The organism is Vibrio sp. 1CM2L, from assembly GCF_023161695.1.
Classification (GTDB): Bacteria; Pseudomonadota; Gammaproteobacteria; order Enterobacterales; family Vibrionaceae; genus Vibrio; species Vibrio coralliirubri.
In genome coordinates this window covers 111,945-135,774 of the sequence record NZ_JALNTT010000003.1, presented here as the reverse complement: position 1 = coordinate 135,774, position 23,830 = coordinate 111,945, and the positions used below count along the sequence as shown (strand labels likewise).

General features: G+C 45.0%; 18 protein-coding genes. 6 read left to right on the top strand and 12 right to left on the bottom strand.

Features of this window, described 5'->3' with window-relative positions; translation table 11 throughout:
• Position 1: 1 nt before the first annotated feature.
• The 8 genes from MSG34_RS10705 to prmB all read right to left on the bottom strand — a co-directional run bounded on the left by MSG34_RS10705 (position 2) and on the right by prmB (position 9,568).
• Positions 2–859, bottom strand: coding sequence for a carbohydrate ABC transporter permease (locus MSG34_RS10705; protein WP_122081999.1), 858 nt, complete (start codon positions 857–859; stop codon positions 2–4).
• Complete coding sequence (locus MSG34_RS10700; RefSeq protein ID WP_009848503.1) at positions 856–1,794, bottom strand: sugar ABC transporter permease; 939 nt, start codon at positions 1,792–1,794, stop codon at positions 856–858. The genes MSG34_RS10705 and MSG34_RS10700 overlap by 4 nt, the downstream gene beginning before the upstream one ends.
• Before the next feature lie 181 nt (positions 1,795–1,975).
• Positions 1,976–3,223, bottom strand: coding sequence for an ABC transporter substrate-binding protein (locus MSG34_RS10695; protein WP_122081997.1), 1,248 nt, complete (start codon positions 3,221–3,223; stop codon positions 1,976–1,978).
• Positions 3,224–3,334: 111 nt separating this feature from the next.
• Positions 3,335–4,780, bottom strand: a complete 1,446-nt coding sequence (locus tag MSG34_RS10690; protein WP_122081996.1) for an ATP-binding protein — start codon at positions 4,778–4,780, stop codon at positions 3,335–3,337.
• Between the two features lie 45 nt (positions 4,781–4,825).
• Positions 4,826–5,554, bottom strand: a complete 729-nt coding sequence (locus MSG34_RS10685) for a response regulator transcription factor (RefSeq protein ID WP_061039291.1) — start codon at positions 5,552–5,554, stop codon at positions 4,826–4,828.
• A 159-nt stretch (positions 5,555–5,713) separates the two neighbouring features.
• Positions 5,714–7,171: a protein adenylyltransferase SelO gene (locus MSG34_RS10680; RefSeq protein ID WP_248337344.1), complete on the bottom strand. Its 1,458-nt coding sequence runs from the start codon at positions 7,169–7,171 to the stop codon at positions 5,714–5,716.
• Positions 7,172–7,740: 569 nt separating this feature from the next.
• Complete coding sequence (locus MSG34_RS10675) at positions 7,741–8,382, bottom strand: LysE family translocator (protein WP_050635205.1); 642 nt, start codon at positions 8,380–8,382, stop codon at positions 7,741–7,743.
• Positions 8,383–8,635: 253 nt separating this feature from the next.
• Entirely contained in the window at positions 8,636–9,568 is a 933-nt protein-coding gene (prmB, locus tag MSG34_RS10670) for a 50S ribosomal protein L3 N(5)-glutamine methyltransferase (RefSeq protein WP_017060640.1), read from the bottom strand.
• A gap of 62 nt (positions 9,569–9,630) precedes the next feature.
• On the opposite strand from prmB, the gene smrB reads away from it, so the two are divergent.
• The gene (smrB, locus tag MSG34_RS10665) at positions 9,631–10,161 is read left to right on the top strand and encodes an endonuclease SmrB (protein WP_017633130.1); all 531 of its coding nucleotides are present in this window, start codon (positions 9,631–9,633) and stop codon (positions 10,159–10,161) included.
• Positions 10,162–10,272: 111 nt separating this feature from the next.
• Here smrB and sixA read toward each other — a convergent pair whose 3' ends face one another.
• Entirely contained in the window at positions 10,273–10,737 is a 465-nt protein-coding gene (gene sixA, locus MSG34_RS10660) for a phosphohistidine phosphatase SixA (protein WP_017064097.1), read from the bottom strand.
• A 305-nt stretch (positions 10,738–11,042) separates the two neighbouring features.
• On the opposite strand from sixA, the gene MSG34_RS10655 reads away from it, so the two are divergent.
• Positions 11,043–13,820 carry an insulinase family protein gene (locus tag MSG34_RS10655; protein ID WP_248337342.1) on the top strand — a complete coding sequence of 926 codons (2,778 nt, stop codon included), beginning with the start codon at positions 11,043–11,045 and terminating at the stop codon, positions 13,818–13,820.
• Between the two features lie 478 nt (positions 13,821–14,298).
• Here MSG34_RS10655 and fadJ read toward each other — a convergent pair whose 3' ends face one another.
• Both fadJ and fadI read right to left on the bottom strand, forming a co-directional pair.
• Complete coding sequence (fadJ, locus tag MSG34_RS10650) at positions 14,299–16,515, bottom strand: fatty acid oxidation complex subunit alpha FadJ (RefSeq protein WP_248337340.1); 2,217 nt, start codon at positions 16,513–16,515, stop codon at positions 14,299–14,301.
• On the bottom strand, positions 16,515–17,822 hold the full coding sequence (gene fadI, locus MSG34_RS10645) for an acetyl-CoA C-acyltransferase FadI (RefSeq protein ID WP_019824831.1): 1,308 nt from the start codon (positions 17,820–17,822) through the stop codon (positions 16,515–16,517). The genes fadJ and fadI overlap by 1 nt, the downstream gene beginning before the upstream one ends.
• A gap of 552 nt (positions 17,823–18,374) precedes the next feature.
• Here fadI and MSG34_RS10640 point away from each other — a divergent pair.
• The 4 genes from MSG34_RS10640 to MSG34_RS10625 all read left to right on the top strand — a co-directional run bounded on the left by MSG34_RS10640 (position 18,375) and on the right by MSG34_RS10625 (position 22,832).
• The gene (locus tag MSG34_RS10640) at positions 18,375–18,923 is read left to right on the top strand and encodes a sigma-70 family RNA polymerase sigma factor (RefSeq protein ID WP_017060646.1); all 549 of its coding nucleotides are present in this window, start codon (positions 18,375–18,377) and stop codon (positions 18,921–18,923) included.
• A complete protein-coding gene (locus MSG34_RS10635) occupies positions 18,916–19,644 on the top strand; it encodes a DUF3379 domain-containing protein (protein WP_052879760.1) in 729 nt (242 codons plus the stop codon). The genes MSG34_RS10640 and MSG34_RS10635 overlap by 8 nt, the downstream gene beginning before the upstream one ends.
• A gap of 297 nt (positions 19,645–19,941) precedes the next feature.
• Positions 19,942–21,207 (top strand): OmpP1/FadL family transporter, encoded by a 1,266-nt coding sequence (locus MSG34_RS10630; RefSeq protein ID WP_248337338.1) that lies wholly within the window; start codon positions 19,942–19,944, stop codon positions 21,205–21,207.
• Positions 21,208–21,503: 296 nt separating this feature from the next.
• Entirely contained in the window at positions 21,504–22,832 is a 1,329-nt protein-coding gene (locus tag MSG34_RS10625) for an outer membrane protein transport protein (protein WP_172380351.1), read from the top strand.
• Between the two features lie 95 nt (positions 22,833–22,927).
• Here the strand turns inward: MSG34_RS10625 and MSG34_RS10620 are convergent, their stop codons facing one another.
• Positions 22,928–23,713, bottom strand: a complete 786-nt coding sequence (locus MSG34_RS10620; protein ID WP_086775687.1) for an MlaA family lipoprotein — start codon at positions 23,711–23,713, stop codon at positions 22,928–22,930.
• Between the last annotated feature and the right edge of the window lie 117 nt (positions 23,714–23,830).

Sequence of the window (23,830 nt, the reverse complement as noted above, 5' to 3'; positions counted from 1 at the left end):
ATTATCCTTTTACTGATCCTGCCGTTAGGCCACGAACAAAATATTTTCCTGCGAAGACATACACCAACAGCGTTGGCAGTGCGGCGATGATCGCGGCAGCCATGTCGACGTTGTATTCTTTAACGCCTGTACTGGTGTTCACCAAGTTGTTTAATGCCACGGTGATCGGCTGAGTTTCTGAGCCGGAGTAAACCACCCCAAACAAGAAATCATTCCAAATAGCGGTGAACTGCCAGATCACCGTCACCATGATGATTGGCGTGGAGATCGGTAATAAGATCTTAAAGAAAATCGTAAAGAAGCCTGCACCATCTAGCTTTGCCGCTTTGATCAATTCATCAGGAATAGAGATATAGAAGTTACGGAAAAACAGAGTCGTAAACGCCATGCCGTAGATAACATGCACAATCACCAAACCGATGGTCGTGTTTGCTAAACCCATCTTGCCAAGCATGGTTGCCATTGGCAGTAGTACCACTTGGAACGGAATGAAGCAGCCAAAAAGCAACAAACTAAAGAACAGGTTTGAACCTCTAAATTGCCATTTCGTCACCACATAACCATTGAATGCACCGAGCAATGTTGAAATCGCAACCGCAGGAATCACCATTTGGAATGAGTTCCAGAAGTAGCCTTTGATGCCTTCACATTTCACGCCCGTACAAGCCGAGTCCCACGCTTTATACCAAGCATCGAACACCCACTCTTTCGGCAAGCTCATCAAGTTACCCGCCTTGATATCAGGCAGAGTTTTGAATGAGGTCAGCACCATCACGAACAATGGCATTAGATACACTAAACAGAAGAAAAGCAGTGCTGAATAGATAAAGATTCGAGCAAAATTGATGTTATTCATCATGACTTTTTCTCCCTAAGTTCAGAGTAAAGATAAGGCACGAGAATCGCTAAGATACCGGCAAGCATCATCATGGCACTAGCAGCACCAAGGCCGATTTGACCACGAGTAAAAGAGTGGGCGTACATGAATAGTGCAGGTAGATCCGATGAATAGCCCGGGCCACCCGCCGTCATTGCGGTCACAAGGTCGAAGCTCTTAATCGCAATGTGTGACGTGATAATAACCGCACTGAAAACCACAGGGCGCAAGCAAGGCAGAATGATTTTGAGATAAATAGTAGGTAAGCTTGCACCATCGATTTGAGCCGCTTTGATGATTGATGAATCGATGCCACGAAGACCCGCTAAGAACATTGCCATCACAAAACCTGAAGACTGCCACAGTGCCGCGATAACCAAGGTATAGACCGACATTTCAGAGTCGACTAACCAATCAAATTTGAAGTCAGTAAATCCCCAATCTTGCATCAGCTTTTCAATACCAAGACCCGGATTAAGAATCCATTTCCACGCCGTACCTGTCACGATGAATGACAACGCCATTGGGTAGAGATAGATAGTTCGAATCGCCCCTTCTTGGCGGATATTCTGGTCAAGCAATACCGCTAAACCAACACCAAGCAAGATAGCAATCGCCATGAACAGAAAGCCAAACACACCGAGGTTAGTGATTGAGGTGATCCAGCGATCGTTATCCATCAGCTTTTCATATTGGGTTAAACCAACGAAATTAAAGCTCGGCAGAAATCGAGAGTTGGTGAACGACAGCGCTGCCGTCCAAAAAATGTAACCGTAGATACAGACCACGGTCACTAACGCGGTCGGCGCCAGTACAATTTTAGGTAACCAATGTTGCAACCTGTCAGCAAAACTTGGTTTCGGTGCAGGCTGGCTCCTTGTGGGTTTTGGAGTCGACTCAGTCAAAACATGCTCCATAACTTATCCTTGTTGCACAATCGAGCCAATGGCTTACCTTTCGGCACCACATCAGCATCACGCATATCAGAATTGGGAGTGAAGAGTAGATAGACTCCCTACGAGCCTACCCACCCTGGGGGTTTGGTAAAGCAACACAACCCGTCACTCACGTGCGTTGTGTGTCGCTTATCAAGTTAGATTAGATAGCCGCTTTCACAGCTTTCGCTAACTTAGCCGCCGCTTGTTTTGGATCGGCATCTTTTTCGTTGAAGAAGTTGGTCACTACGTCATAGATAGCGCCTTGAGCGTAGCTTGTTGTCGCTAGGCCGTGAGCCATACTCGGAACAAGATCGCCAGATTCCGCACTCGCTTTGAAGGTAGCCATTGAGTCCAACGCACATTGGTCAAACTTAGACATGTCCATATCTAGACGTACAGGGATAGAACCTTTGTTAAGGTTGAAGACTTCTTGGAAATCTTTGGTAAGAATGGTTTTCGCTAGATCTTGCTGCGCTTTTTGGCTCGCTTTGTCGCTTAACTCAAAGAACGCAAAGCTATCGATGTTGAAAGTGAATTGGCCATCAGTACCTGGAGCTGGTGCACAGATGTAGTCTTTACCCGGCACTTTGCCTGCCGCAGTAAATTCACCTTTCGCCCAGTCACCCATGATCTGCATTGCCGCTTCGCCATTGATAACCATCGAAGTTGCTACGTTCCAATCACGACCCGGAGAGTTGCTGTCGATGTAATCACGCATCTTTTTGAACTTGGTGAACACTTCCACCATTTTGTCGCCAGATAACACGTCCATATCCAGATCAACGAACGCTTTGTTGTAATCTTCACTGCCTAGTACATCAAGTGCTACAGCTTCGAATACCGTAGCGTCTTGCCAAGGTTGACCACCGTGAGCCAGTGGAATGAAGCCAGCCGCTTTAATCTTGTCTGCGGCAACAAAGAACTCATCTAATGTCGTTGGAACCGTCACTCCTGATTTTTCTAAAACAACAGGGTTCGCCCAAAGCCAGTTAACACGGTGAACGTTGACAGGAACCGCCACATATTCGCCATCCCACTTCATCACTTTAGTGACCACTTCTGGCAGTAGCTCATCCCATTGTTCTTGTTTCGCCGTTGCATCGAGAGACGTTAGAAAACCTAAACCACCCCACTCTTGAATATCATGACCTTTGATCTGCGCGGCAGATGGAGGATTGCCCGACACTGCTCGAGTTTTCAAAACAGTCATCGCACTTTCACCCCCGCCACCAGCAACAGCAAAATCTTTCCAAGTATGGCCTTGTTCTTCAATCATCTCTTTCAGTACCGCTGCGGATTTCGCCTCGCCACCGGCAGTCCACCAGTGAAGCACTTCCACTTCACCAGCTTGAGAAAATGTTGAGGCAGCAAGAAGAGATAGAGTAAGTAGGGTTTTATTGATTTTCATTATTATCTTCCATGTTTTAGCGGACTCGACGTCCGGTTCAATAAAGAGTCTACTTATTTTGATTTCTAGGATTGAAACAAAAGGTAAGCCCTATGTAACACAATTGTTACATTACACTTCTAGGCCTGTTGGGATATAGACTTTGGCTTCTAAGCCGCCTTGAGAGGAGTTGCGAATAATGAGATCTCCGCCGTGTCCATGCAGGATATTTCGGCAGATCCCGAGGCCAAGACCGTGTCCTTGATCATCCGTTGCTAACCTAAAGTAAGGTTCAAAAACTAACTCTAGCTTGTCTTCTGGAATGCCATTGCCACGGTCTTTAATGGTCACGACTACCCAAAGCTCATCACCGCTGATTTCTACCACAGCTGAGGAACCATACTTAACCGCGTTGTCGATTAAGTTGGTCAGTACACGCTTTATCGCCAGTGGCTTCGCGACCAATGGCTCAATGACGACCGGCTCGAACTCAACCTTCGTTTGGTACTGGTTATGAGATTCAATCACAGCAAGCACCATTTCATTGAGGTCAATAATGGCATTGTTCTCGTGTAAGTCAGTATCTCTTACGGCCTGAAGAGCACCTTTAACCATCATCTCAAGCTCATCGAGATCTTTGTTGAATTTGTCTTTCTTTACTTCACTCTCCAACAACTCTGCACGCAATCTAAGCCGTGTTATTGGTGTCTTTAAGTCATGGGAGATTGCCGAGAAAAGGTGCTCACGGTCGGCAACATAGCGACGAATTCGTTGCTGCATGCGATTGAAGGCTCGGGTCGCCGTCACCAGCTCCGTTGCCCCTTCTTCATTAAGTGGTGGCTGCTGAATATCCATACTCATCTCATTGGCCGCTCTTGCTAATTTTTTAAGAGGGCGTACTTGCCGACGAATCATCAAGTAAGTCAAAACCAAAAGAATGAGTGTTGAGGAAACTAAGAAGATCACCTGTTCTCTGCCGAGAATCGTATCGTCGAGTTTGACGTAAGGCGCCGGTAACAACGCGGCGATATACACCCATTCATGACTGGCTAATTCTATCTGAACAACCAGAATCGGCGGATTAAGAGGTTCTAAGGTTAATGTGTGATGTGCCCACGATCGCGGGAGATCGCTCAAGTAAATGTCATTTTTAAGTAAACGAAGATGTTCAGGGCGAGAGAAATCAACACGAACTGATTCCACTTTATTGAGCTTGCTACTCAAAACACTTTCTATCGCTTCAATCGAAGCGGTTTTTAAACGGGTATCAGGGATCGGTTCGACAATCAAAGCCTCTTTATTGAAAGATACGAAAAAGCGCGTACCGCCCATATTGCGGATCTGATCTAATACGATATGACGATATTTGACGGGCAGAGACTGAAAGAAAGTCACCGTCGACGCAAACATATTGGCCATGCTTTCGGAGGCAGAACGAATCCCTTCCAACTCTTTGTGTTTGGATTCGCTATACCAAATAGACGTTGCGATCCCCTGAGCAATCACCACGGCTAACAAGGTCAGTAGCAATGTTCTTGCGACCAAGGAGTTTGGTTTTAATCGACTCATCCAGTTCATAGGCAATACTTCATTGGCAAGGTGTTCACTAACAGCACTTGATTATCAGTGTTCATACTGAACAGGAACAGCGAGGATATAGCCATTGCCGCGCATGGTTTTGATGTAGTGAGGATATTTACCACTGTCGCCCAATCGGCTTCTCAGACGGCTAAGCTGCACGTCAATGCCACGTTCAAAAGGTAGCGCTTCTCGGCCTCTGGTAGCGAAAGAGATGGTGTCACGGTCAAGAACTTCGTTAGGGCGAGTTAAGAACAACATCAACAGAGAAAAATCACTGCCCGACAAATCCATCTCTTCTGAATTTTCATTGTGGGAAATTCGATGCGCTAATGTATCAAGCGTCCAATCACCAAAAATAATTTGCTTTGGCAGTGCATCACTTGGCTTGTCATCAACCACTTGAACGCGGCGTAATAACGCTTTGATACGAGCCATTAACTGACGAGGACTGAACGGCTTGGCGATGTAGTCATCGGCACCAATTTCTAAACCAATGATCTGGTCGGTTTCATCCGATACGGCAGTCAGCATGATGATTGGCACATTAGATTGCTTACGGACACGTTGGCACAAGGTAAAACCATCGTCACCGGGTAGCATCACATCCAGCAGAATCAGATCTGGATAACCTTGGTTTTGCAGATGAGCTTCTAGTTCAACGCCATCTCCCACAGAAGAAACATCGAAACCCGATTTTGTGAGGTACTCTTCCAGCAGCTCGCGGATTTCTTGATCATCATCCACCACGAGAATTCGAGTATTTGTTGGCATCGCCCAAACCTATTAAATTTACAACTTATTCACATAGTGTATAGGCTGGCCGATTGTTTGATTATTGACATGTTTGTAAAGTTAGAAGAACAAACAGATAAAGATCACAACTTAGTGACCTCTATCTGAATCTTTAGGGCTTAATCCGCTATTGGTTGGTTATGAAGAGCAGCTGATCTCCATTGCTTTGCCCCACTCAGGAGGTAGAGCCGCAAGGTGTTCATAATCCGGGTGTTCCGCATAAGGGTCTGCCAGTACCACCATCAAAGCGTCAATGTCGCTGCTATCACCGCGCTCTGCTTTGTCTATCGCAAGCTGAGCTAGGTAGTTTCTGAGGATATATTTAGGGTTTACCTGCCTCATCTTTTCGCAGCGCTCTGCCACTGAGCTCTCTTCCAGTTCGCAACGTTGTAAGTAGTTATCTACCCACAGTTTTGCTGCATCTCGATCAATTATCAGATCAATCACTTCTTGTGGCGACAAGGTGTCTAGGTTCGATAGCGTTCTATAGAACCTTGGGTAGTCGACTTTGTTTTGCGACATCAGCTCGAACATAGATTCAAACAAACGACTGTCACCTTCTTGTTTCGAAAGTAGCCCCAACTTACGACGCATCATCTGACTGAAATAACCGTTCATTTGCGGTTCGTACTGTTCTAACGCGGCCTCTAAGTCGGCCTTATCCACCAGCGGAGAAAGTGAGTGAGCCAGTGCAGACAGGTTCCATAAACCTATTCTCGGTTGCTGGTTGAATGCGTAGCGCCCTTGATAATCCGAGTGATTACAGATCAAGCGAGGATCGTATTCGTCAAGAAATGCGAATGGACCATAATCGAAAGTTTGCCCGATGATCGACATGTTATCGGTGTTCATCACGCCATGAGCAAAACCATTCGCTTGCCACAACGCGACCATTTCCGCAGTGCGATCGACAATCTCATTATACATGGCAGCGTAAGGCTTCTCTTCATCAAGGCATTCCGGGAAGTGCCATTCGATGACTTTATCAGCCAGTAATTTATGTTCTGCCAACTGATTGGTATAAAACAGATGTTCAAAGTGCCCAAATCGAATGTGAGATTCTGCAGCACGCACCAGTAATGCCCCCCACTCTTGCTTCTCACGATAAACTGGCGTGTCACTGGTCATCATGGCTAATGCACGTGTGGTTGGGATGTTAAGCCCCGCCATCGCTTCACTACATAAGTACTCACGAACCGTTGATCGAATAACAGCGCGTCCATCGCCCATGCGAGAATAAGGCGTTTTACCGGCACCTTTGAGGTGTAAATCAAACGTTTCACCACTTTTAGCGACAACTTGAGCCAATAACAGCCCTCTTCCATCACCTAAATCCGGATTATAAGAACCAAACTGGTGGCCTGCGTATTTCATTGCTACAGGCGAAAACTGCTCAGGTTCAACATTGCCAGATAACGTTTCAAGCAATTCCTCGGAAGCATCATCAAATGACGGAAAGCCGAGTTCATCCGCAAGCTTATGGTTCCATGCGAGCCATTGAACATTGTTTAGCGGTGTAGGTTGAATTGGGGTATAGAACAGTCGAGGTAATGCAGTAAATCGATTGTTAAATGAAATAGAATCCCAGACAGACATGAGAGATACACTGTAGATAAAAGATAACTTAAGATTATCACAGTTTCGTAACAACTTCAGAAGTGCGATGGCGCTTGTTTATAGAGATAAGGTGACAAACCAGTCCACTGAAATAAGGTGGTGACTTAAGGCAAGAAGTGACAACGAGAAAGTGGCAACTAGAAGTTAATTATTGGGGGAAGCTTGCTAGAAGAAGATGACTAAGAAAAAGTTAAGTGGCTAGCCTGATGAGAAAAGCCACATTTATAAGAGAAAGAGTTCTGACTTTGAAGACTTTTTAACAAGTGATTTCATAATAAAAACTAAAAATATAGAGCCATGAAGCTGACTACATTAGAGCAAGAATACCCACTAGAGAAAGGGTAGAGAAAATCCAAGTACGACTGATTACGCCAAAGTTACTGTGTTGAATCATTTCTTGATGCTGCATATGTCTCTCCTTGAGAACGTGATGGTGTAACTACAATATATCGGCTTTTCGCCAAAATCAGCAAGCATATTAATATTAACCTTTTATGACAGCATCAAGAACATTCTGTAATTATTCACCTCTCTGATAAAACAGAAAGTTATGCTCGACTGGTCGTCGAAAGCAGTGCACCAGCTCCAATAAAGACACCTCCAGTGACACGATTAAAGACCTTAGCTCGACCTTTCGCAAACAACCAATTTGACGACTTCGCGCCCAAGTAGGCATACACCAGTAACCAAGACAATTCCATCACTGCGAAGGTCAAAGCAAACACGGTAAACTGTGGTAATAGCGCAATTGAGGGATCAATAAACTGTGGGAAAAGTGCGGTAAAAAACAGGATAGCTTTGGGGTTGCTCGCGCCAACAATAAAGCCACTTAGGTAATGCTGCGCAGCACTTTCTTTGACAGTTCGAGCACCGCCTTGTTGATCCGGTAACTTGTCATAATCTTGTTGGTTAGAGCGCAGAGATTTCCAGCCGAGGAAGATAAGGTAAGCCGCACCAGTCCATTTTATGACATTAAATACCACTTCGGACGAAGCAATAATTACCCCTAGCCCGGTAAACGACAAGGTTAGAATGCCAGTAATCGCAGTTAAGCTGCCCAAGGCGGTAAATATCGATAATTTAAAGCCAGATTGCACACCTTTGGTCATGCACAATAAAGAACTTGGGCCTGGTGATGCCGTTAAGATCAGCACCGCTAATAAATAATAAATCCATGTATCAAAGTTCATCGTGAATCCTCCTTAACTCACTAAAACGACTAAATATTAAACACCAATATCTAATAAGCCCTCATATTAATCAACTAAATATTGCGCTGAACTTCTTCGATATAAATGCAAACATCTTTAATCTAGGCAATAAAAAACGCCATGCATTGCTGCATAGCGTTTAAATAAAAACGTTTCAAATCGAACGTCTTACTCAGTTTCAGGTTCTAAGCTTACAGCCCGATGACCGGATCATTCGCTTAATAGCTACAAACTAGTCTTTGTAGATAGAGAACTCATCAGCGCAAGCAACAAGCTGCTCACGAGTGATCATGAATACGCCATGACCACCGTTAGAGAATTCAATCCAAGTGAATGGAATCTCTGGGTACTGATCCATCATATGAACCATTGAGTTACCTACTTCACAGATAAGAATACCGTCGTCAGTTAGGTAGTCTGGTGCGTTAGCTAAGATGCGACGAACCAATTTCAGACCGTCTGTACCCGCAGCTAGGCCAAGTTCTGGCTCGTGAGTAAACTCATCTGGTAGGCTGTTCATATCTTCTTCGTCCACGTAAGGTGGGTTAGATACGATCAGGTTGTATTTCTCTTTTGGCAAATCACGGAAAAGATCTGAACGGATTGGGAACACTTGCTGCTCCATGCCGTGATCTTGAACGTTCTGCTCTGCAACTTGCAATGCATCGGTAGAGATATCAATCGCATCTACTTCAGCGTCAGGGAATGCGTGAGCACAAGCAATAGCGATACAACCACTACCCGTACACATATCCATGATGCGAGTTGGCTCTTCAGTTAACCAAGGTTGGAATTGAGCTTCGATCAGCTCACCAATTGGCGAACGAGGCACAAGAACGCGTTCATCAACGAAGAACTCAAGACCACAGAACCAAGCTTTGTTGGTTAGGTAAGCCGTTGGTGTACGATCATTAATACGCTTGATTACGCGCTCAACAATACGCAGACGTTCGCTGCTCGTTAGACGAGAGTTCATCACATGCGAAGGAACATCAATCGGCAGATAAAGAGTAGGTAAGATAAGTTGTACTGCCTCATCCCACGCGTTATCAGTGCCGTGACCATAAAATAGGCCCGCTGCGTTAAAGCGGCTAACAGTCCAACGAATCACATCTTGAAGCGTGTGTAGTTCTGATACCGCTTCTTCTACAAAAATCTTATCCAAAATTGTCTCCGAAAAGCGCTACAATACTGCTAATTACGTTTCTAATTAGAATTCATAACCTGATGAGCAAAAAAGACACCGACTTCGATGACGATTTCGCCCTGTTCAACGATGCAGTAAAGGGCGTTAAAAAGTTGCAACAGGATACCATAGTCCAGCAGCCAAAAAGAAATGCCAAGCAAAAAGAAATTACTCGAACGGCAAGACAAGCCAGTGATAGCGAGTTTTATTTCTCGGATGAGTTCATTCCGCATCTTAGCGAAGACGGTCCGACACGTTATGCGCGTGATGATGTCTCTAAATATGAGGTCAAGCGCCTACGTCGTGGTGTCTACGTGCCTGACGTGTATCTCGATATGCATGGTATGACTCAACAAGAAGCTAAACGTGAGCTTGGCGCGATGATTGCGCACTGCGTGAAAGAGAGCGTGGCATGTGCCTGTGTTCAACACGGTATCGGTAAACACATCCTTAAACAGAAGGTGCCTTTGTGGTTAGCACAGCACCCAGATGTGATGGCCTTCCACCAAGCGCCGTTAGAGTTTGGCGGCAATGGCGCACTGTTGGTTCTGTTATCAATTCCTGAGAAGTAATTCTGGTTAACGAATTCTCTCTCACCAAAAAACAACAAAGGGCATCCCAATCATATTGAGATGCCCTTTCTAATTGTCTGCAACTTTGTCATCAAACAGAGCTCAACGAGCTTATGGATTGATGTTCCAAAGCAACTCACCTTTTTGTGTCTCAAGGTTGAAGTCGATACACGCTAGGCCCGAAGTGGGAAACATAGGCGGCGCCATGCCTGTTGCAAACTCTGCCGTTAGGTAGCCCACTAGAGGTAAATGAGAAACAAATAAAATGGTCTCTAGTTTTTCTACTTCAGCCATTGCTAAGGTCAAATCAAACACATCGTCGGACATTCCATAAGGCGTAATATCATCACAGGTTTCTACTTTCTTTCCAGAAAACGCCTGAGAGATCTCTAACCACGTTTCTTGTGCCCTTAAATATGGGCTCACCAGCACTTTATCGAATTGACTAATCCCCTGCTCATTAGCAGCTTGTGCCACTGCAAGAGAAGCCATTTTCCCGCGCTTGGTCAACGCTCGTTCTGCATCCGAGTTCGCAAAATGTTCTGCTTCACCGTGGCGCATAATGAATATTTTCATGTTCAATCCTGTCTTCGTAACATGTCGAAAGTCGATATATCCCATATATCAGCGAAACGCTACTTAGGTTTGGCTCTCAATCCAGAGAAACCGCAGTCAATATAAATAATTATATCAAGTCACTTGCCAAAGAGTTCGACTTTCTTAACAATCTTGTTAAAAGAAAATAAATTACTGATAAAAATCGATAAAAGTGATTTAGAAATCGCCAAAAAGCACTTCATATCCCAAAATATGATCACAAGGTTTGCACGCCGAATCATCGGGTACATAATTTAAAAACCACCTTCTCTGGAGATGCTCCTGTGCACTTAAGCCCAAATGATGAACATCAATACCGCTACATAACCTTAAATAACGGGTTACGTGTACTGTTAGTTCAGGATCAAAATGCTCAAAAAGCAGCAGCCGCATTAGCCGTCAATGTGGGGCATTTTGATGACCCTACAGACCGAGAGGGTTTAGCTCACTACTTAGAGCATATGCTATTTTTAGGAACTGAAAAGTATCCAAAGGTCGGAGAGTTCCAAAGTTTTATCAGCCAGCATGGCGGCAGCAACAATGCTTGGACAGGAACAGAGCACACCTGCTTCTTTTTTGATGTCGAATTGAATGCCTTTGAAACCGCACTCGATCGCTTCAGCCAATTTTTTACCGCTCCCCTGTTCAACGAAGAAGCGTTAGACAAAGAACGCCAAGCCGTTGATTCCGAATACAAGATGAAACTCAACGACGACTCGCGACGCTTGTACCAAGTTACCAAAGAACTGGTGAATCACAATCACCCATTCTCGAAGTTTTCTGTCGGTAATATCGATACGTTGGGTGACAGAAACGGCGAGACGATTCGACAAGAGATCTTGGCTTTCCACCAGCAACAATACTCTGCTGACTTAATGACCCTGACACTGTCTGGCAATCAATCATTAGATGAGATGCAAAGCTGGGTTGAGAATCGCTTTAGCTCGATCACCAATCACAATCTACAAGGCAAAAAGGTTGAAGTACCGATTATTGGCGAGTTAAGCACAGGCGTTCAAGTCCACGTTGAGCCGATTAAAGAAGTACGTAAACTGATCTTAACCTTCCCGATGCCAAGCATGGACGAACACTACGGCGTTAAGCCATTATCGTTCTTTGCCCACCTTTTAGGTTACGAAGGTGAAGGCAGTTTGATGATGCAACTCAAAGAGAAAGGTTGGATAACATCCCTCTCTGCAGGTGGTGGCGCGAGTGGCAGTAACTACCGTGATTTCACCGTGAGTTGCTCGTTGACCATTGAAGGTTTAACCAAAACCGATAACATCATCCAAGCGATATTTCAGTACATCAAGTTAGTCGAACAACAAGGCATCGAGGAGTGGCGCTACCTAGAAAAACGCGCCGTTTTAGAGTCTGCTTTCCGCTTTCAAGAGCCAGCAAGACCGCTTGATGTGGTCAGCCATCTCGTTATCAACATGCAACACTACCAAGAGCAAGATGTGGTCTATGGCGATTACAAAATGTCGCATTTCGATGACGAATTACAGCGTTCTTTACTGCCTTACTTAACCGTCGACAACATGCGTGCGACCATTGTTGCTCAGGGGTTCGAGTATGACAGAGAAGCGAAGTGGTACTTTACGCCCTACTCGGTCACACCTTTTAGCGCTGAACAAGTTCAATGCTTTACGTGCATTAACCCCGGTTGGCAGTTTGAACTCCCAAGCAAAAACCCGTTTATTTGCTACGATCTAGACCCGACTGAACTCGAAGGTGACGCTAAGTTCCCACAACTGCTAGAAGAGCTCGATGGCTTTAAGTTATGGCATCTGCAAGACCATCAATTCCGAGTGCCTAAAGGTGTGGTGTATGTTGCAATCGATAGCCCGCACTCGGTCGCGAGCCCAAGAAATATCGTTAAAACACGCTTGTGTGTAGAGATGTTCTTAGACTCGCTGGAAAAAGATACGTATCAGGCTGAAATCGCCGGAATGGGCTACAACATGTACACCCATCAGGGCGGTGTAACGCTCACTCTGTCTGGTTTTAGCGAGAAGCAGCCACAACTGCTCAATATGATTCTTGAACGTTTCCAAGCACGCGACTTTAGTCCAACACGCTTCGAAACCATCAAGCATCAACTGCTCAGAAACTGGAACAATGCGTCGCAAGATCGTCCTATCTCTCAGCTGTTTAATGCGATGACGGGGATACTTCAACCAAATAACCCGCCCTATTCTGTGTTAATTGAAGCGCTGGAAACGATAGAGGTCGATGAGCTCTCCTCTTTTGTTCAAGCAATCTTGGCGGAACTTCATGTTGAGATGTTTGTGTATGGCGACTGGAAAAAAGCCGATGCACACAAGATGGCTGAAACGCTAAAAGATGCACTGCGTGTTCAAGATCAGGCTTACGAAGAGTCACTGCGTCCGCTCATCATGCTCGGTGAAAACGGCAGCTTCCAACGTGAAGTAGTGTGTAACCAAGATGATTCGGCCATCGTGGTTTATTACCAATGTCCTGATATTTCGCCTAAAAACATCGCGCTGTATTCACTGGCAAACCATTTGATGTCGGCCACTTTCTTCCATGAGATACGAACCAAGCAGCAACTAGGTTACATGGTCGGCACCGGCAATATGCCGCTCAACCGACACCCTGGAATTGTGTTGTATGTGCAATCACCGAATGCCGCCCCTGCTGACTTGTTAGCCTCAATAGATGAGTTTCTCAATGCCTTTTACATGGTGCTGTTGGAGCTTAACGACTATCAATGGCACAGCAGCAAACGCGGCCTCTGGAATCAGATTTCAACGCCGGATACGACTTTGCGCGGTCGCGCTCAGCGCTTATGGGTTGCGATAGGCAATAAGGATGTTGAGTTCAACCAAAGAGAGCGCGTATTGGAAGACCTTAAGGGGTTAACTCGCTCTGACATGATGCGTTTTGTGGTGAGTCAGCTAAAACCTCGTACGGCGAATCGTCTGATTATGCATGCCCACGGTAATGCTCACAATGAGGAAGAGAAGCTGTCAGCAGGTGTTGAAATTGGCTCTATTGATGAGTTTCAACTACGCCCGAAAGATACTGAGCTTGGCTGATAAAGCTGCAATGAAAATCATAAGGTTGATGTGAAAGCATCAACCTTTTTTATTAGGTGAAGCACAAAAGCAGATCTCCTATTACACTCCTTCGTCGCTTTAGGAGATGACGGTTGTTTTGATTGAGGTGTGTTTGACCACCCTTCTAGTCAACACAATAGGTTAATTTTTATACCTCAATCGTTATTCCCAAGAAAGAGAAACGACCGAGTTGGAAATATCCCACACCGACCAAGCCTACCAAACCTACCAAACAGAACAAATCCCTCTACTCGTCATTCCCGAAAAGGAAGAATGACTGAGTCGGGAATCTCCCACACCAAGCCAACGCTGCCAGACAGCACACATCACTCCCCCGTCATTCCCGAGAAGGAAGAATGACTGAGTCGGGAATCTCATTCCTTTCACACTCGTTCATAAAACAAAAAAGCCCGCATCAATCGCTTGATGCGGGCTTCTTAATCAGTGAGTTAGAGAGTTACTTGTAGAAAGACTCACCCAAACCCGCGCGTGTCAGTAGGCCATCACAAGGCGCGAAACGATCACCGTACTTCTTAGCGAAGTCATTCATCATCTCAACCAGTGACTTAATACCGATTTGATCCATGTAGCGGAACGGACCACCTAGGAATGGAGGGAAACCGATGCCGAAAATCGCACCGATATCACCATCACGAGGGCTTCGGATAATGCCATCATCTAGACAACGAACCGCTTCATTCAACATAGGTAACACACAGCGCATCGCGATATCGTTATCGCTCAACTTAGGATCTGGTTGAAGCTTAAGAAGCTTGTAAACCGACTTATCGACTTCCTTCTTCTTCCCTTTGTAAGTGTAGAAACCTTTACCGCTCTTACGGCCTTTACGGTTGTCATTCAAAAGAATGTCGAACACATCAGGGCCTTGGAAGCGATCGCCTAACTCATTCACTAAAATCGGAATGATCTTCGCTCCGATATCAACACCCACCTCGTCTAATAAGGTGATAGGGCCAACCGGGAAACCGAAGTCCAGTAACGTGCTGTCGAGCTTTTCAATCGGCTCATTCGCTAGCAGTAAATGCGCGGCTTCATTCATGTACGGAGCAAGAATACGGTTCACGTAGAAGCCAGCCGTATCTTTCACAACAATCGGCGTTTTACCCTGCTTCTTCGCTAATGCAACCACCGTCGAGATCGTCTCTTCAGAGGTTGTTTCATGAGGAATAACTTCAACCAACGGCATTTTTTCTGCAGGGCTGAAGTAGTGAAGACCGACCACGTTTTCTGGTCGCTGTGCCTTCTCTGCAATTTTATGGATTGGCAGTGAAGACGTATTCGTCGCGAAGATAGTCTCTGGCTTGGCATTAGCTTCGATGTCCGCAACCATTGACTGCTTAAGGTCGAGGTCTTCAAATACCGCTTCAATCACCACATCGGTGTGATTAAAACTGGTAAAGTCGATACCACCAGACAGTTGAAGCATCTTACTTTCAAGACCCGCTCGGCTCAGAATACGACGCTTACGCTGCTTATCGAATAACTTAAAGTTGTAGTTAAGCGCGTTCAGTACACCTTCATTTGATACGTCTTTAATGCGCACAGGTACTTTCGCCTTAGCAACGCTGACATGACTGATACCTGCGCCCATAAGACCACCGCCAAGCACACCAACACGCTTAACCGCTTTGGGTTCTGCGTCTGCGCCGTGCTCTTTTTTCATTTCCGTAGTTGCAAAGAAAATCGAACGAAGGGCTTTAGATTCAGAAGTCATAACCAGTTCTGAGAAACGCTTCGCTTCATACTGAAGGCCTTTGTCAAAGCCGCTCTCAAGGCCATAACGAATCACGTCTAGAATCGCATCTGCTGCTGGGTAATTGCCGCGTGTTTTCTGATTGGTCTTCTTAGAAGCTTGTTCAAAAATTACTTTGCGACCAAGGCCGTTACGTGAAATCAGCTTTTCTTTGGTCGACGCTTGGCTTTTCGACGCAAGACGCTTACCTTTTTTACTGCCCGTATTCTTTTCAACAAAGCTCTTAGCGACTTCAAGCAGGATAGTTTCAGGCACGCAAGCATCCACAACACCAAGCGATTTCGCTTTCTTAGCGCGCAGTTGCTTGCCCGTAAGGATTAGGTCGAGCGATGGTAACAAACCGATAAGGCGAGGCAGACGTTGTGTACCGCCAGAGCCTGGTAACAAACCTAACTGTACTTCTGGCAGACCAAGACGAGTCTTATCTGAATCGGTACATACGCGGTAATCACACGCCAGTGCGAGCTCTAAACCGCCACCTAAACATGGACCGTGAATCGCTGCGACCACTGGGTACGGCAGTTCAGACAGAGTTTGGAACATCTCCTGCCCTTGGCGAGCCAGAGATTGCGCTTCGTCAGCCGTTTTACATGCATCAAGCATTCGTACATCAGCGCCAGCGATAAAGTTATCTGGCTTTAGTGAATGAACGATTAAGCCCTTAACTCGGCTCTGCTTTTCTTTTAGCTGCTCAAAGATGGCTTTCATTTCTTCAGCAAAAGCCGCTTGCAGCGTGTTCATTTTCTCGTTTGGTACATCAATCGCTAACCAAGCAATATCTTGCTCGTCGATATTAAGAGTAAATGCTGTCGCTTTCTTTTTGGTTGATTCAGTCGCCGACGTTGAACCTGGTTGGGCGACTGTTTCTTTTTCTGTTGTTGCATCAAGAGTCGTAGACATTATTCTACCTCCAAGATCATTGCTGCACCTAAACCACCAGCCGCACAAGCTGTGTTCAGTGCCAAGCCGCCACCGCGACGTTTCAGTTCACGTAATGTTTGAGTCATCATGCGCGCGCCAGTCGCTGCAAACGGATGTCCGTAAGCAATCGAGCTACCCAGCACATTGAACTTATCCATATCAATCTCACCGATCGCTTTATCGCGGCCAAGATTCTTCTGTGCAAACTCATCGCTCGCAAACATTTTAACGTTAGCCAAAACTTGGGCAGCGAATGCTTCGTGCATCTCGATCAGTGTTAAGTCTGACAACTCTAAACCGGTGTTCTTCAATACTTGAGAGGTCGCGTAAGTCGGGCCCATCAACATGTCCGTTTCAACACCAATCGCTGAGAACGCATAACCACGAATATAACCAAGCACTTCTAAGCCTAGTTCTTTCGCTTTACCTTCGCGCATCAACATCACTGCCGCACCGCCATCAGTAAGCGGCGTAGCATTGGCTGCCGTTACACTGCCGTACTTTCTATCAAAAGCAGGACGCAGCTTAGCGTAACCTTCAACCGTTGAGTCGTGGCGAATGTTGTTGTCTTCCGCTAGATACTTTTTGTAAGGCGCTGGGAATGCAGTCATCACTTCGTCTTTAATCTTGCCTTCTTTCCATGCTTGAGAAGCCAAAGAGTGAGAACGGTGAGCAAGTGCGTCTTGAGCTTCGCGAGTAATACCATGCGTCTTAGCCATTTGCTCAGCCGTTTGTCCCATGGATAAACCGGTCGAGTATTCAGCAACTGCAGGTGGTACTGGCATCAAATCTTTTACGGAAAGCGTTTTAAGAATCTTGAGCTTTTGACCCATAGTTTTCGTTTTACTCAGCGCTAATAGATTTGCCGCTAACTTTTTCGAAACACCGATAGGCAATACAGAAGAAGAGTCCGCACCGCCCGCAATACCGACATCAATCGTGCCAGCCATAATGCTTTCGGTCACGTTAACTGCCGCTTGGAAGCTGGTCGCACATGCTCGTGTGACACTGTAGGCATCGGTATTGATGTCCATGCCTGTGCCCAACACGATTTCACGCGCAATGTTCGGCGCTTCTGGCATTTGCACGACTTGGCCGAACACAACTTGTTCGATAAGCGCAGGATCAACATCCGTTCTTGCAAGCATTTCGCTCACAACCATTTTGCCTAGGTCAACCGCAGGCACTTGGCTAAATTCTGTGCTCTGACGAGCAAATGGGGTTCGTAATCCAGCGACAACGGCAACACGTTCTCCAGAACGCGTTTTGACTTCCTGTTTGCCCATGGTTTCTCCTTAAAGTTAAGAGGTCTGACCTGAAGCATTGTAAAGAAGTTGTTAATTAAATCAAACGAGCGTTTAAATAAACGTGATACGAGTATCTCACTGTTTGAAAATATAACTGCACATTCAGGCGAACCTTTTTGGGGGAAAGGTTGTCGTAAGAGACTAAACTATTGTAAGCCAGGACTGTTATCGCAATGTAGAGAATGGTTTTCTTGAGGCAAAAAAAAACCACACAAAGCTGTGTGGTCGGAATGTATATAAAGCAATTAACTTAGCGCCAATTGAAATAATCAGTTTCCTGATTAGGAGAAAGTAAAGTCAGCCTTCAAAAGGAAGTGTCGTCTTGCTCAACATGCTAGCCACGAATGACTAACTAGACGACAAGGTGTACTATAACGGGTTCGAAGCCTTAGATTTTGAAGTAGATCAATTTTAATGTGATTTTACGATTTCCTGCCGATCGTTAGCTCTAAAAATATAAAAACGAAGCACAACGTATAGAGGACAGCTATACGCAGAGCAATTATGGAGGCTCGTGTGTCAATAATAAAAATGTTTGGAAAGAAAACAGCCAAGCGTCCGGTCAACTCTGATATGGACAAACAAAGAAAATACGAAGCACTCGTGCGTGCCTATCATCGTGACCTCTTTCGCTACGCCTATTGGTTATGCAAAGACAAAAGCATTGCCGAAGACTTAGTTCAAGAAACTTGCCTTCGTGCATGGAAGTCACTCGATAGCCTCCAAGATGAAAAAGCCGCTAAATCTTGGCTGATTACCATCTTGAGACGCGAGAACGCTCGACGTTTTGAACGCAAACAGTTTGATCTGGTTGATATCGACGATCATGGTAACGATGCTAGTGTCAGTGATGACCCGCACCATCAGCATCAGTGGTTGCAAGCTCAGATCATGAAACTTGAAATTGATTACCGTGAACCTCTCTTCTTGCAAGTGATTGGTGGTTTTAGTGGTGATGAGATTGCCGATATTCTCGATCTCAACAAAAACACGGTGATGACACGTTTATTCAGAGCTCGAAATCAGTTGAAAGAGCTGTTGGATACAGAAGAGGCAGAGAGGGGGCAACATAATGGATGATTTGGAATTTCGTCGTCGTGTATTGTCGGAACCTAAACAACGTACACAAGATATTGTTGATGCAGCCGCGAATAGCGAAGCCAATAGTAACTTCTTAGACGATGTACTAGCGCTTGATAAGCAGATCCACTCAGCGATGAATGTGGATGTGCCAGACGATCTTGCTGATCGTATTCTGTTCAATCAGACCTCAAGCGAAGAAAGCAAAGTAGTAAGGCCTACGTTTGCGAGACGAGCAATGGCAATGGCTGCCTCAGTGGCGTTTGTTGCTGGTTTATTAGTTGGCCAAGTGAATTGGGGAAATGCATTCGTTTCACCTGCGCAAGCTAGTTTAGTTGATACGGCGATGAAGCATGTTGTTGATGAGAAGAGCTTTGTTAGTAACATCGATGAACAGGTCACATCGCAGCAGATCAACGCAAAAATGAATCCATTTGCTTTTCAGTTTGATGATGCTTTCCCTTACCACGTCTATTACCTAAACCACTGTGGCTTTGGTAAATCCAACGCGGTACATATGGTATTCCAAGGCGCAAAAGGCAAAGTAACACTGTTTTTAACCGGTATTCCGACAGACAAACCTATCGACTTTGATGAAAAAGGTATGTCCGGCTCGGTAACACCCGTCGATGGCAGCAGCTTAATCCTGGTGGGTGAGAATGGTGAGGATGTTTCCAAAATCGCCGAAAAGCTGACAAAAATGATCAAACCAATGAGCTAATTCGCTCTCAAAGCCCCGTCACAAAAGGCCCAGCAATTATATTACTGATATTGCTGGGCTTTATTTATAAATAAACCAAAAAACCATTCACCATACCAATACCTCTAGAGTTAAAACTCTAAAAAACAGCATTTCGCACCATTTTCGTGCCAGATAGGCGTCATTTCCATAATTTTCCACTCAAAATTCCCAATGGTCGGATTTGTATATCGTATACTTGCGAATAGGATCAGCCACCATTGAGCAATTGCTCAAATTAATCGCCCTGTAGAGGCGGATATATAAAGGAATAAATGAATGACTACCAACAACACGCGTCTGTTTAAAAAGTCTCTTTTAGCAGTAACAATTACACTGGCGTCTTCGCAAGCGATGGCAGCAGGTTTCCAACTTAACTCGCAATCAGCAACTGGCCTTGGCCGTGCTTTTGCTGGTGATGCAGTTATCGCAGATAATGCTTCTGTTATGGCTCGTAACTCAGCAGCAATGGCTTTGTTTGATTCATCTCAGTTTTCTGCTGGTATCAACTATATCGAGACTGACATCGATGTTACAAACGTAAAAGCAGGCGGCACAGTGCCTGTCGATAGCGCAAACAATAGCAGTGGTACTCCGGTTCCTAATATCTACTATATCCACCGACTAAATGACCAATGGGCACTAGGTGCTGGTATTTACTCTAACTTCGGTACAACCAATAATTTTGATAGCAGCTTTGGTTCAAGTAGCGCTCTAGGTGGCGCACACACTGGCCTATCAGCATATGGTGGTACTACTGAAATCAAAAGTATCAACTATGCACTATCGGCTTCATACCGTGTGAATGAGCAATTCTCTGTTGGTGCCGGTTTAGATATTATTCAAGGTAGCGGTAAACTAGAGCGTAACTACACAAAAACCGACTTAATCACAGGTAACACTAGTACAACTAATCTAGCATCTATCGATGCAGATGGTATTGGTTTAGGTTGGAATATTGGCGCGGTATATGAAGTAGACTCAGCAAACCGCTTTGGACTTTCTTACCATTACAGCCCTGAAATTGAAGCAGATGGCGACATGACTTTAGGTGGGGCACTTCCACTAGATACGTTATACCTATCGTTACCAAGCATGGCTGAATTCTCTGGTTACCATGAGATTAAAGATACTAAGTTTGCAGTTCACTACTCTGTTCAGTGGATTGGCTGGAACACATTTGACACTCTAGAAGCAGACTCTGTTGCTGGTAAGCAAGAAATTGGTAACTACCAATGGCAAGACGGTTGGCACTACGCAATCGGTGGTACTTACTTCCTGAACGATGCTTGGACTCTGCGCGCTGGTTACATGTATGACACTGCAGCTCAAGATAAAGTAACTTCGATTTCTGTTCCTGATTCTGACCGTCAATGGTTCTCTGCAGGTTTCACATACGCATTCCAACAGCAGCATACTGTTGACTTTGGCTTTACTTACCTACTAGGTGAAGATGTAGATGTAACTGAAGGTGGCGGTGCTCTAACAGCAACTACTCACGCAGACGCTATCTTAGCTGGTATCCAATACAGCTACAGCTTCTAATATAAGCTAATAAGTAATCCCCAAAGGGTCGCATTATGCGACCCTTTTTTATTGCCTAAACCACTGAACCACATCAATTTAAGCTTACAACTGTAGCCTGCAAGGACAATATATGACTACAAGTGTACGCTCAAATTTCGCAACACAGCCGATACATTTAGATTATTTCTCTAATAATTAAACACATTTACTCATTAAATCCCTAAAACACTGTTTTATTCGAATTTCATTTTTAAAGTAATGACTCTAAAAGTAGAATCACGCCACTAAATACTTATGATTCAGCGAACATAATAATGAAAATGAATAAGACTCTTCTATCTGCTGCAGTGGCAGTTGGACTACTTTCGACTTCTACCGTAACTCACGCGGCAGGCTTTCAACTAGCAGAATACTCAGCAACAGGCCTAGGCCGCGCATACGCGGGTGAAGCAGCAATGGCTGACGGTGCAGACGCACAATGGCGTAACCCTGCTATGCTGACTTACCTAGAAGGCACACAAGTTTCTGTTGGTGGTATCTACGTTAACCCTAACATTGATGTTAAAGGTGAAGTAAACCACGCCCACCCTGCGATAGGTACAAGCCAAGCATCTTCAAACGATTTCGCAGATGACGCTATTATCCCGAACCTTTACATTTCTCACCGTTACAACGAGAAGTTTGCTATCGGTTTTGCATTTGGCACAAACTACGGCATGGAAACCAACCTAGGTGATGATTTCAATGCTTCTCACTTCGGCAATGAAGCAAGCGTAATCACTAAAGAAGCTAACCTAAACTTTGCTTATCAAGTAGTTGAGCAAGTAAGTGTTGGTGGTGGTATTCGCTATGTGATGGGTGAAGGTAGCTTTGGCGCGACAGCTCCTGCAAAGAATGCTGTTGGAGTAAATCCAAGTACTGGCGCACCAATCTCTGTCCCTGCAGGAACAACACTGAAATACATGGAAGGTGATGATACAGCATGGGGTTGGCAAGTAGGTACAGCATGGCAGATCAACGAGAACAACCGTATCGGTTTTGCCTATAAATCTGAGGTTGAACTCAAATTAGAAGGTCATGCTGAAGGTATGGGCTTTGGCATGATGACACCCGGTCAACGTGACAATGGCCATATGATGTTAGCACTTCCTGCAACAGCTGAACTTGCAAGCTTCCACCAGTTAACGGAAACATTGGCAGTTCATGCAAGCTTTAACTGGACTGACTGGAGTTCTTTCGAAAAACTACAAGCAGAATTAAACACATACGGCAGCCAAACAGTTAAAGTGGAAAATTGGGAAGATAACTACCGCCTTGCTTTAGGTGCAACTTACCAAGTTGACCCAAAACTGGCTCTACGTACTGGTGTGGCTTACGATACTTCGGCTGTTAGTAACAAAAACCGTACTATTACAATCCCAGAAACTGACCGCACTTGGTTAAGCATTGGTGCGGGTTACCAATGGTCTGAACAACTTTCATTAGACGCGGGCTTTACTTACATCATTGCTAAAGATGCTCCAATCACTGAGTCACGTGGTTATAAATCTGACGATGTTGCAGAAGCTGTTGGTGGCCAATTTGTTGGTACAACAACAGGTAATGTTTGGCTAGTGGGTATCCAAGCTAACTACCGCTTCTAATCTGTTTGACTTAATCTAAAGTCATAATCATTAAAAAGGCTCGATGTTGTTTTCAACATCGAGCCTTTCTTTTATCGGTTCTCTAAATCGTGTTTCTAGTAATCTTCTAGATAACCATCGATGAAGTCTTCTTCTTCAAGGTCGACCTCTTCAGGTTCAATCTCGGCTTTGAAATCACGACGTTGAATGTAAACATCACGCGTTAATGCGTATGGATCAGGAGAATTATCCAACAGCGCCTCTTGTGACACTAACTGAGCACGTGTTTCCATGCCCTCAAATGCCCACTTGCCTAAGCTTGCCCAGAAGTTCAAGAACGACAGAGGCACATACAAACCATCGACGGTTTCAGTCACTTCTCGCGTCGTTAGTGGACCATAACCCGGCACCATGAAGTACGGACCATTCCCTACCCCGTAATGGCCAATCGCATCAGAGAACGACTTATCATCGTATTTTGTGATCCCAGCTTCGCTGGCAATATCGATCAAGCCTAACAAACCAATCGTTGAGTTAATCCAAAAACGATTGAAATGGTCGAGTGCTTTTTCACCATTGCCCATAATAAGGTTATTCACCATGCTTGATGGTTCGTCTAAGTTGGCTAGGAAATTGGAGATACCAGAACGCACTGGCACAGGGGTGTAGTCAACATAAGCGAGGGAAACAGGGCGAACTAAATAAGGATCTAGATATTCGTAGTTGATATCCCACATCGCTCGGTTGAAACCTTCAAAAGGATCATTCGGGTGGGACTCTTCGACGTATTCAGAGGTTTCGAGGTTATCATCGTCAACACTTTCGTCCGGCGCACTTGAACACCCAACCGTTAAGCTTGTGATAAAAAGTAAACTCGAGAGTCTTAAAACACTGGCAGACATATCACCTTTTCCATAAGGAATTCAAAAAATAAAAAAGGCCAGCAATCGCTGGCCTCAATTGTTTGGCTAAGTCTATACCGTTTATCTGCAAATCGGAATAGCTAACACCTATGCAAA

Bases quoted from the DNA above. Each gene is read 5' to 3' on its own strand.
- MSG34_RS10640 (WP_017060646.1), top strand. From the start codon at position 18,375: ATGTTTGGAAAGAAAACAGCCAAGCGTCCGGTCAACTCTGATATGGAC.
- MSG34_RS10680 (WP_248337344.1), bottom strand. From the start codon at position 7,171: ATGTCTGTCTGGGATTCTATTTCATTTAACAATCGATTTACTGCATTA.
- MSG34_RS10620 (WP_086775687.1), bottom strand. From the start codon at position 23,713: ATGTCTGCCAGTGTTTTAAGACTCTCGAGTTTACTTTTTATCACAAGC.
- MSG34_RS10675 (WP_050635205.1), bottom strand. From the start codon at position 8,382: ATGAACTTTGATACATGGATTTATTATTTATTAGCGGTGCTGATCTTA.
- MSG34_RS10695 (WP_122081997.1), bottom strand. From the start codon at position 3,223: ATGAAAATCAATAAAACCCTACTTACTCTATCTCTTCTTGCTGCCTCA.
- MSG34_RS10630 (WP_248337338.1), top strand. From the start codon at position 19,942: ATGACTACCAACAACACGCGTCTGTTTAAAAAGTCTCTTTTAGCAGTA.
- MSG34_RS10705 (WP_122081999.1), bottom strand. From the start codon at position 859: ATGATGAATAACATCAATTTTGCTCGAATCTTTATCTATTCAGCACTG.
- MSG34_RS10700 (WP_009848503.1), bottom strand. From the start codon at position 1,794: ATGGAGCATGTTTTGACTGAGTCGACTCCAAAACCCACAAGGAGCCAG.
- fadI (WP_019824831.1), bottom strand. From the start codon at position 17,822: ATGGGCAAACAGGAAGTCAAAACGCGTTCTGGAGAACGTGTTGCCGTT.
- MSG34_RS10685 (WP_061039291.1), bottom strand. From the start codon at position 5,554: ATGCCAACAAATACTCGAATTCTCGTGGTGGATGATGATCAAGAAATC.
- sixA (WP_017064097.1), bottom strand. From the start codon at position 10,737: ATGAAAATATTCATTATGCGCCACGGTGAAGCAGAACATTTTGCGAAC.
- MSG34_RS10690 (WP_122081996.1), bottom strand. From the start codon at position 4,780: ATGAACTGGATGAGTCGATTAAAACCAAACTCCTTGGTCGCAAGAACA.
- MSG34_RS10635 (WP_052879760.1), top strand. From the start codon at position 18,916: ATGGATGATTTGGAATTTCGTCGTCGTGTATTGTCGGAACCTAAACAA.
- fadJ (WP_248337340.1), bottom strand. From the start codon at position 16,515: ATGTCTACGACTCTTGATGCAACAACAGAAAAAGAAACAGTCGCCCAA.
- MSG34_RS10625 (WP_172380351.1), top strand. From the start codon at position 21,504: ATGAAAATGAATAAGACTCTTCTATCTGCTGCAGTGGCAGTTGGACTA.
- smrB (WP_017633130.1), top strand. From the start codon at position 9,631: ATGAGCAAAAAAGACACCGACTTCGATGACGATTTCGCCCTGTTCAAC.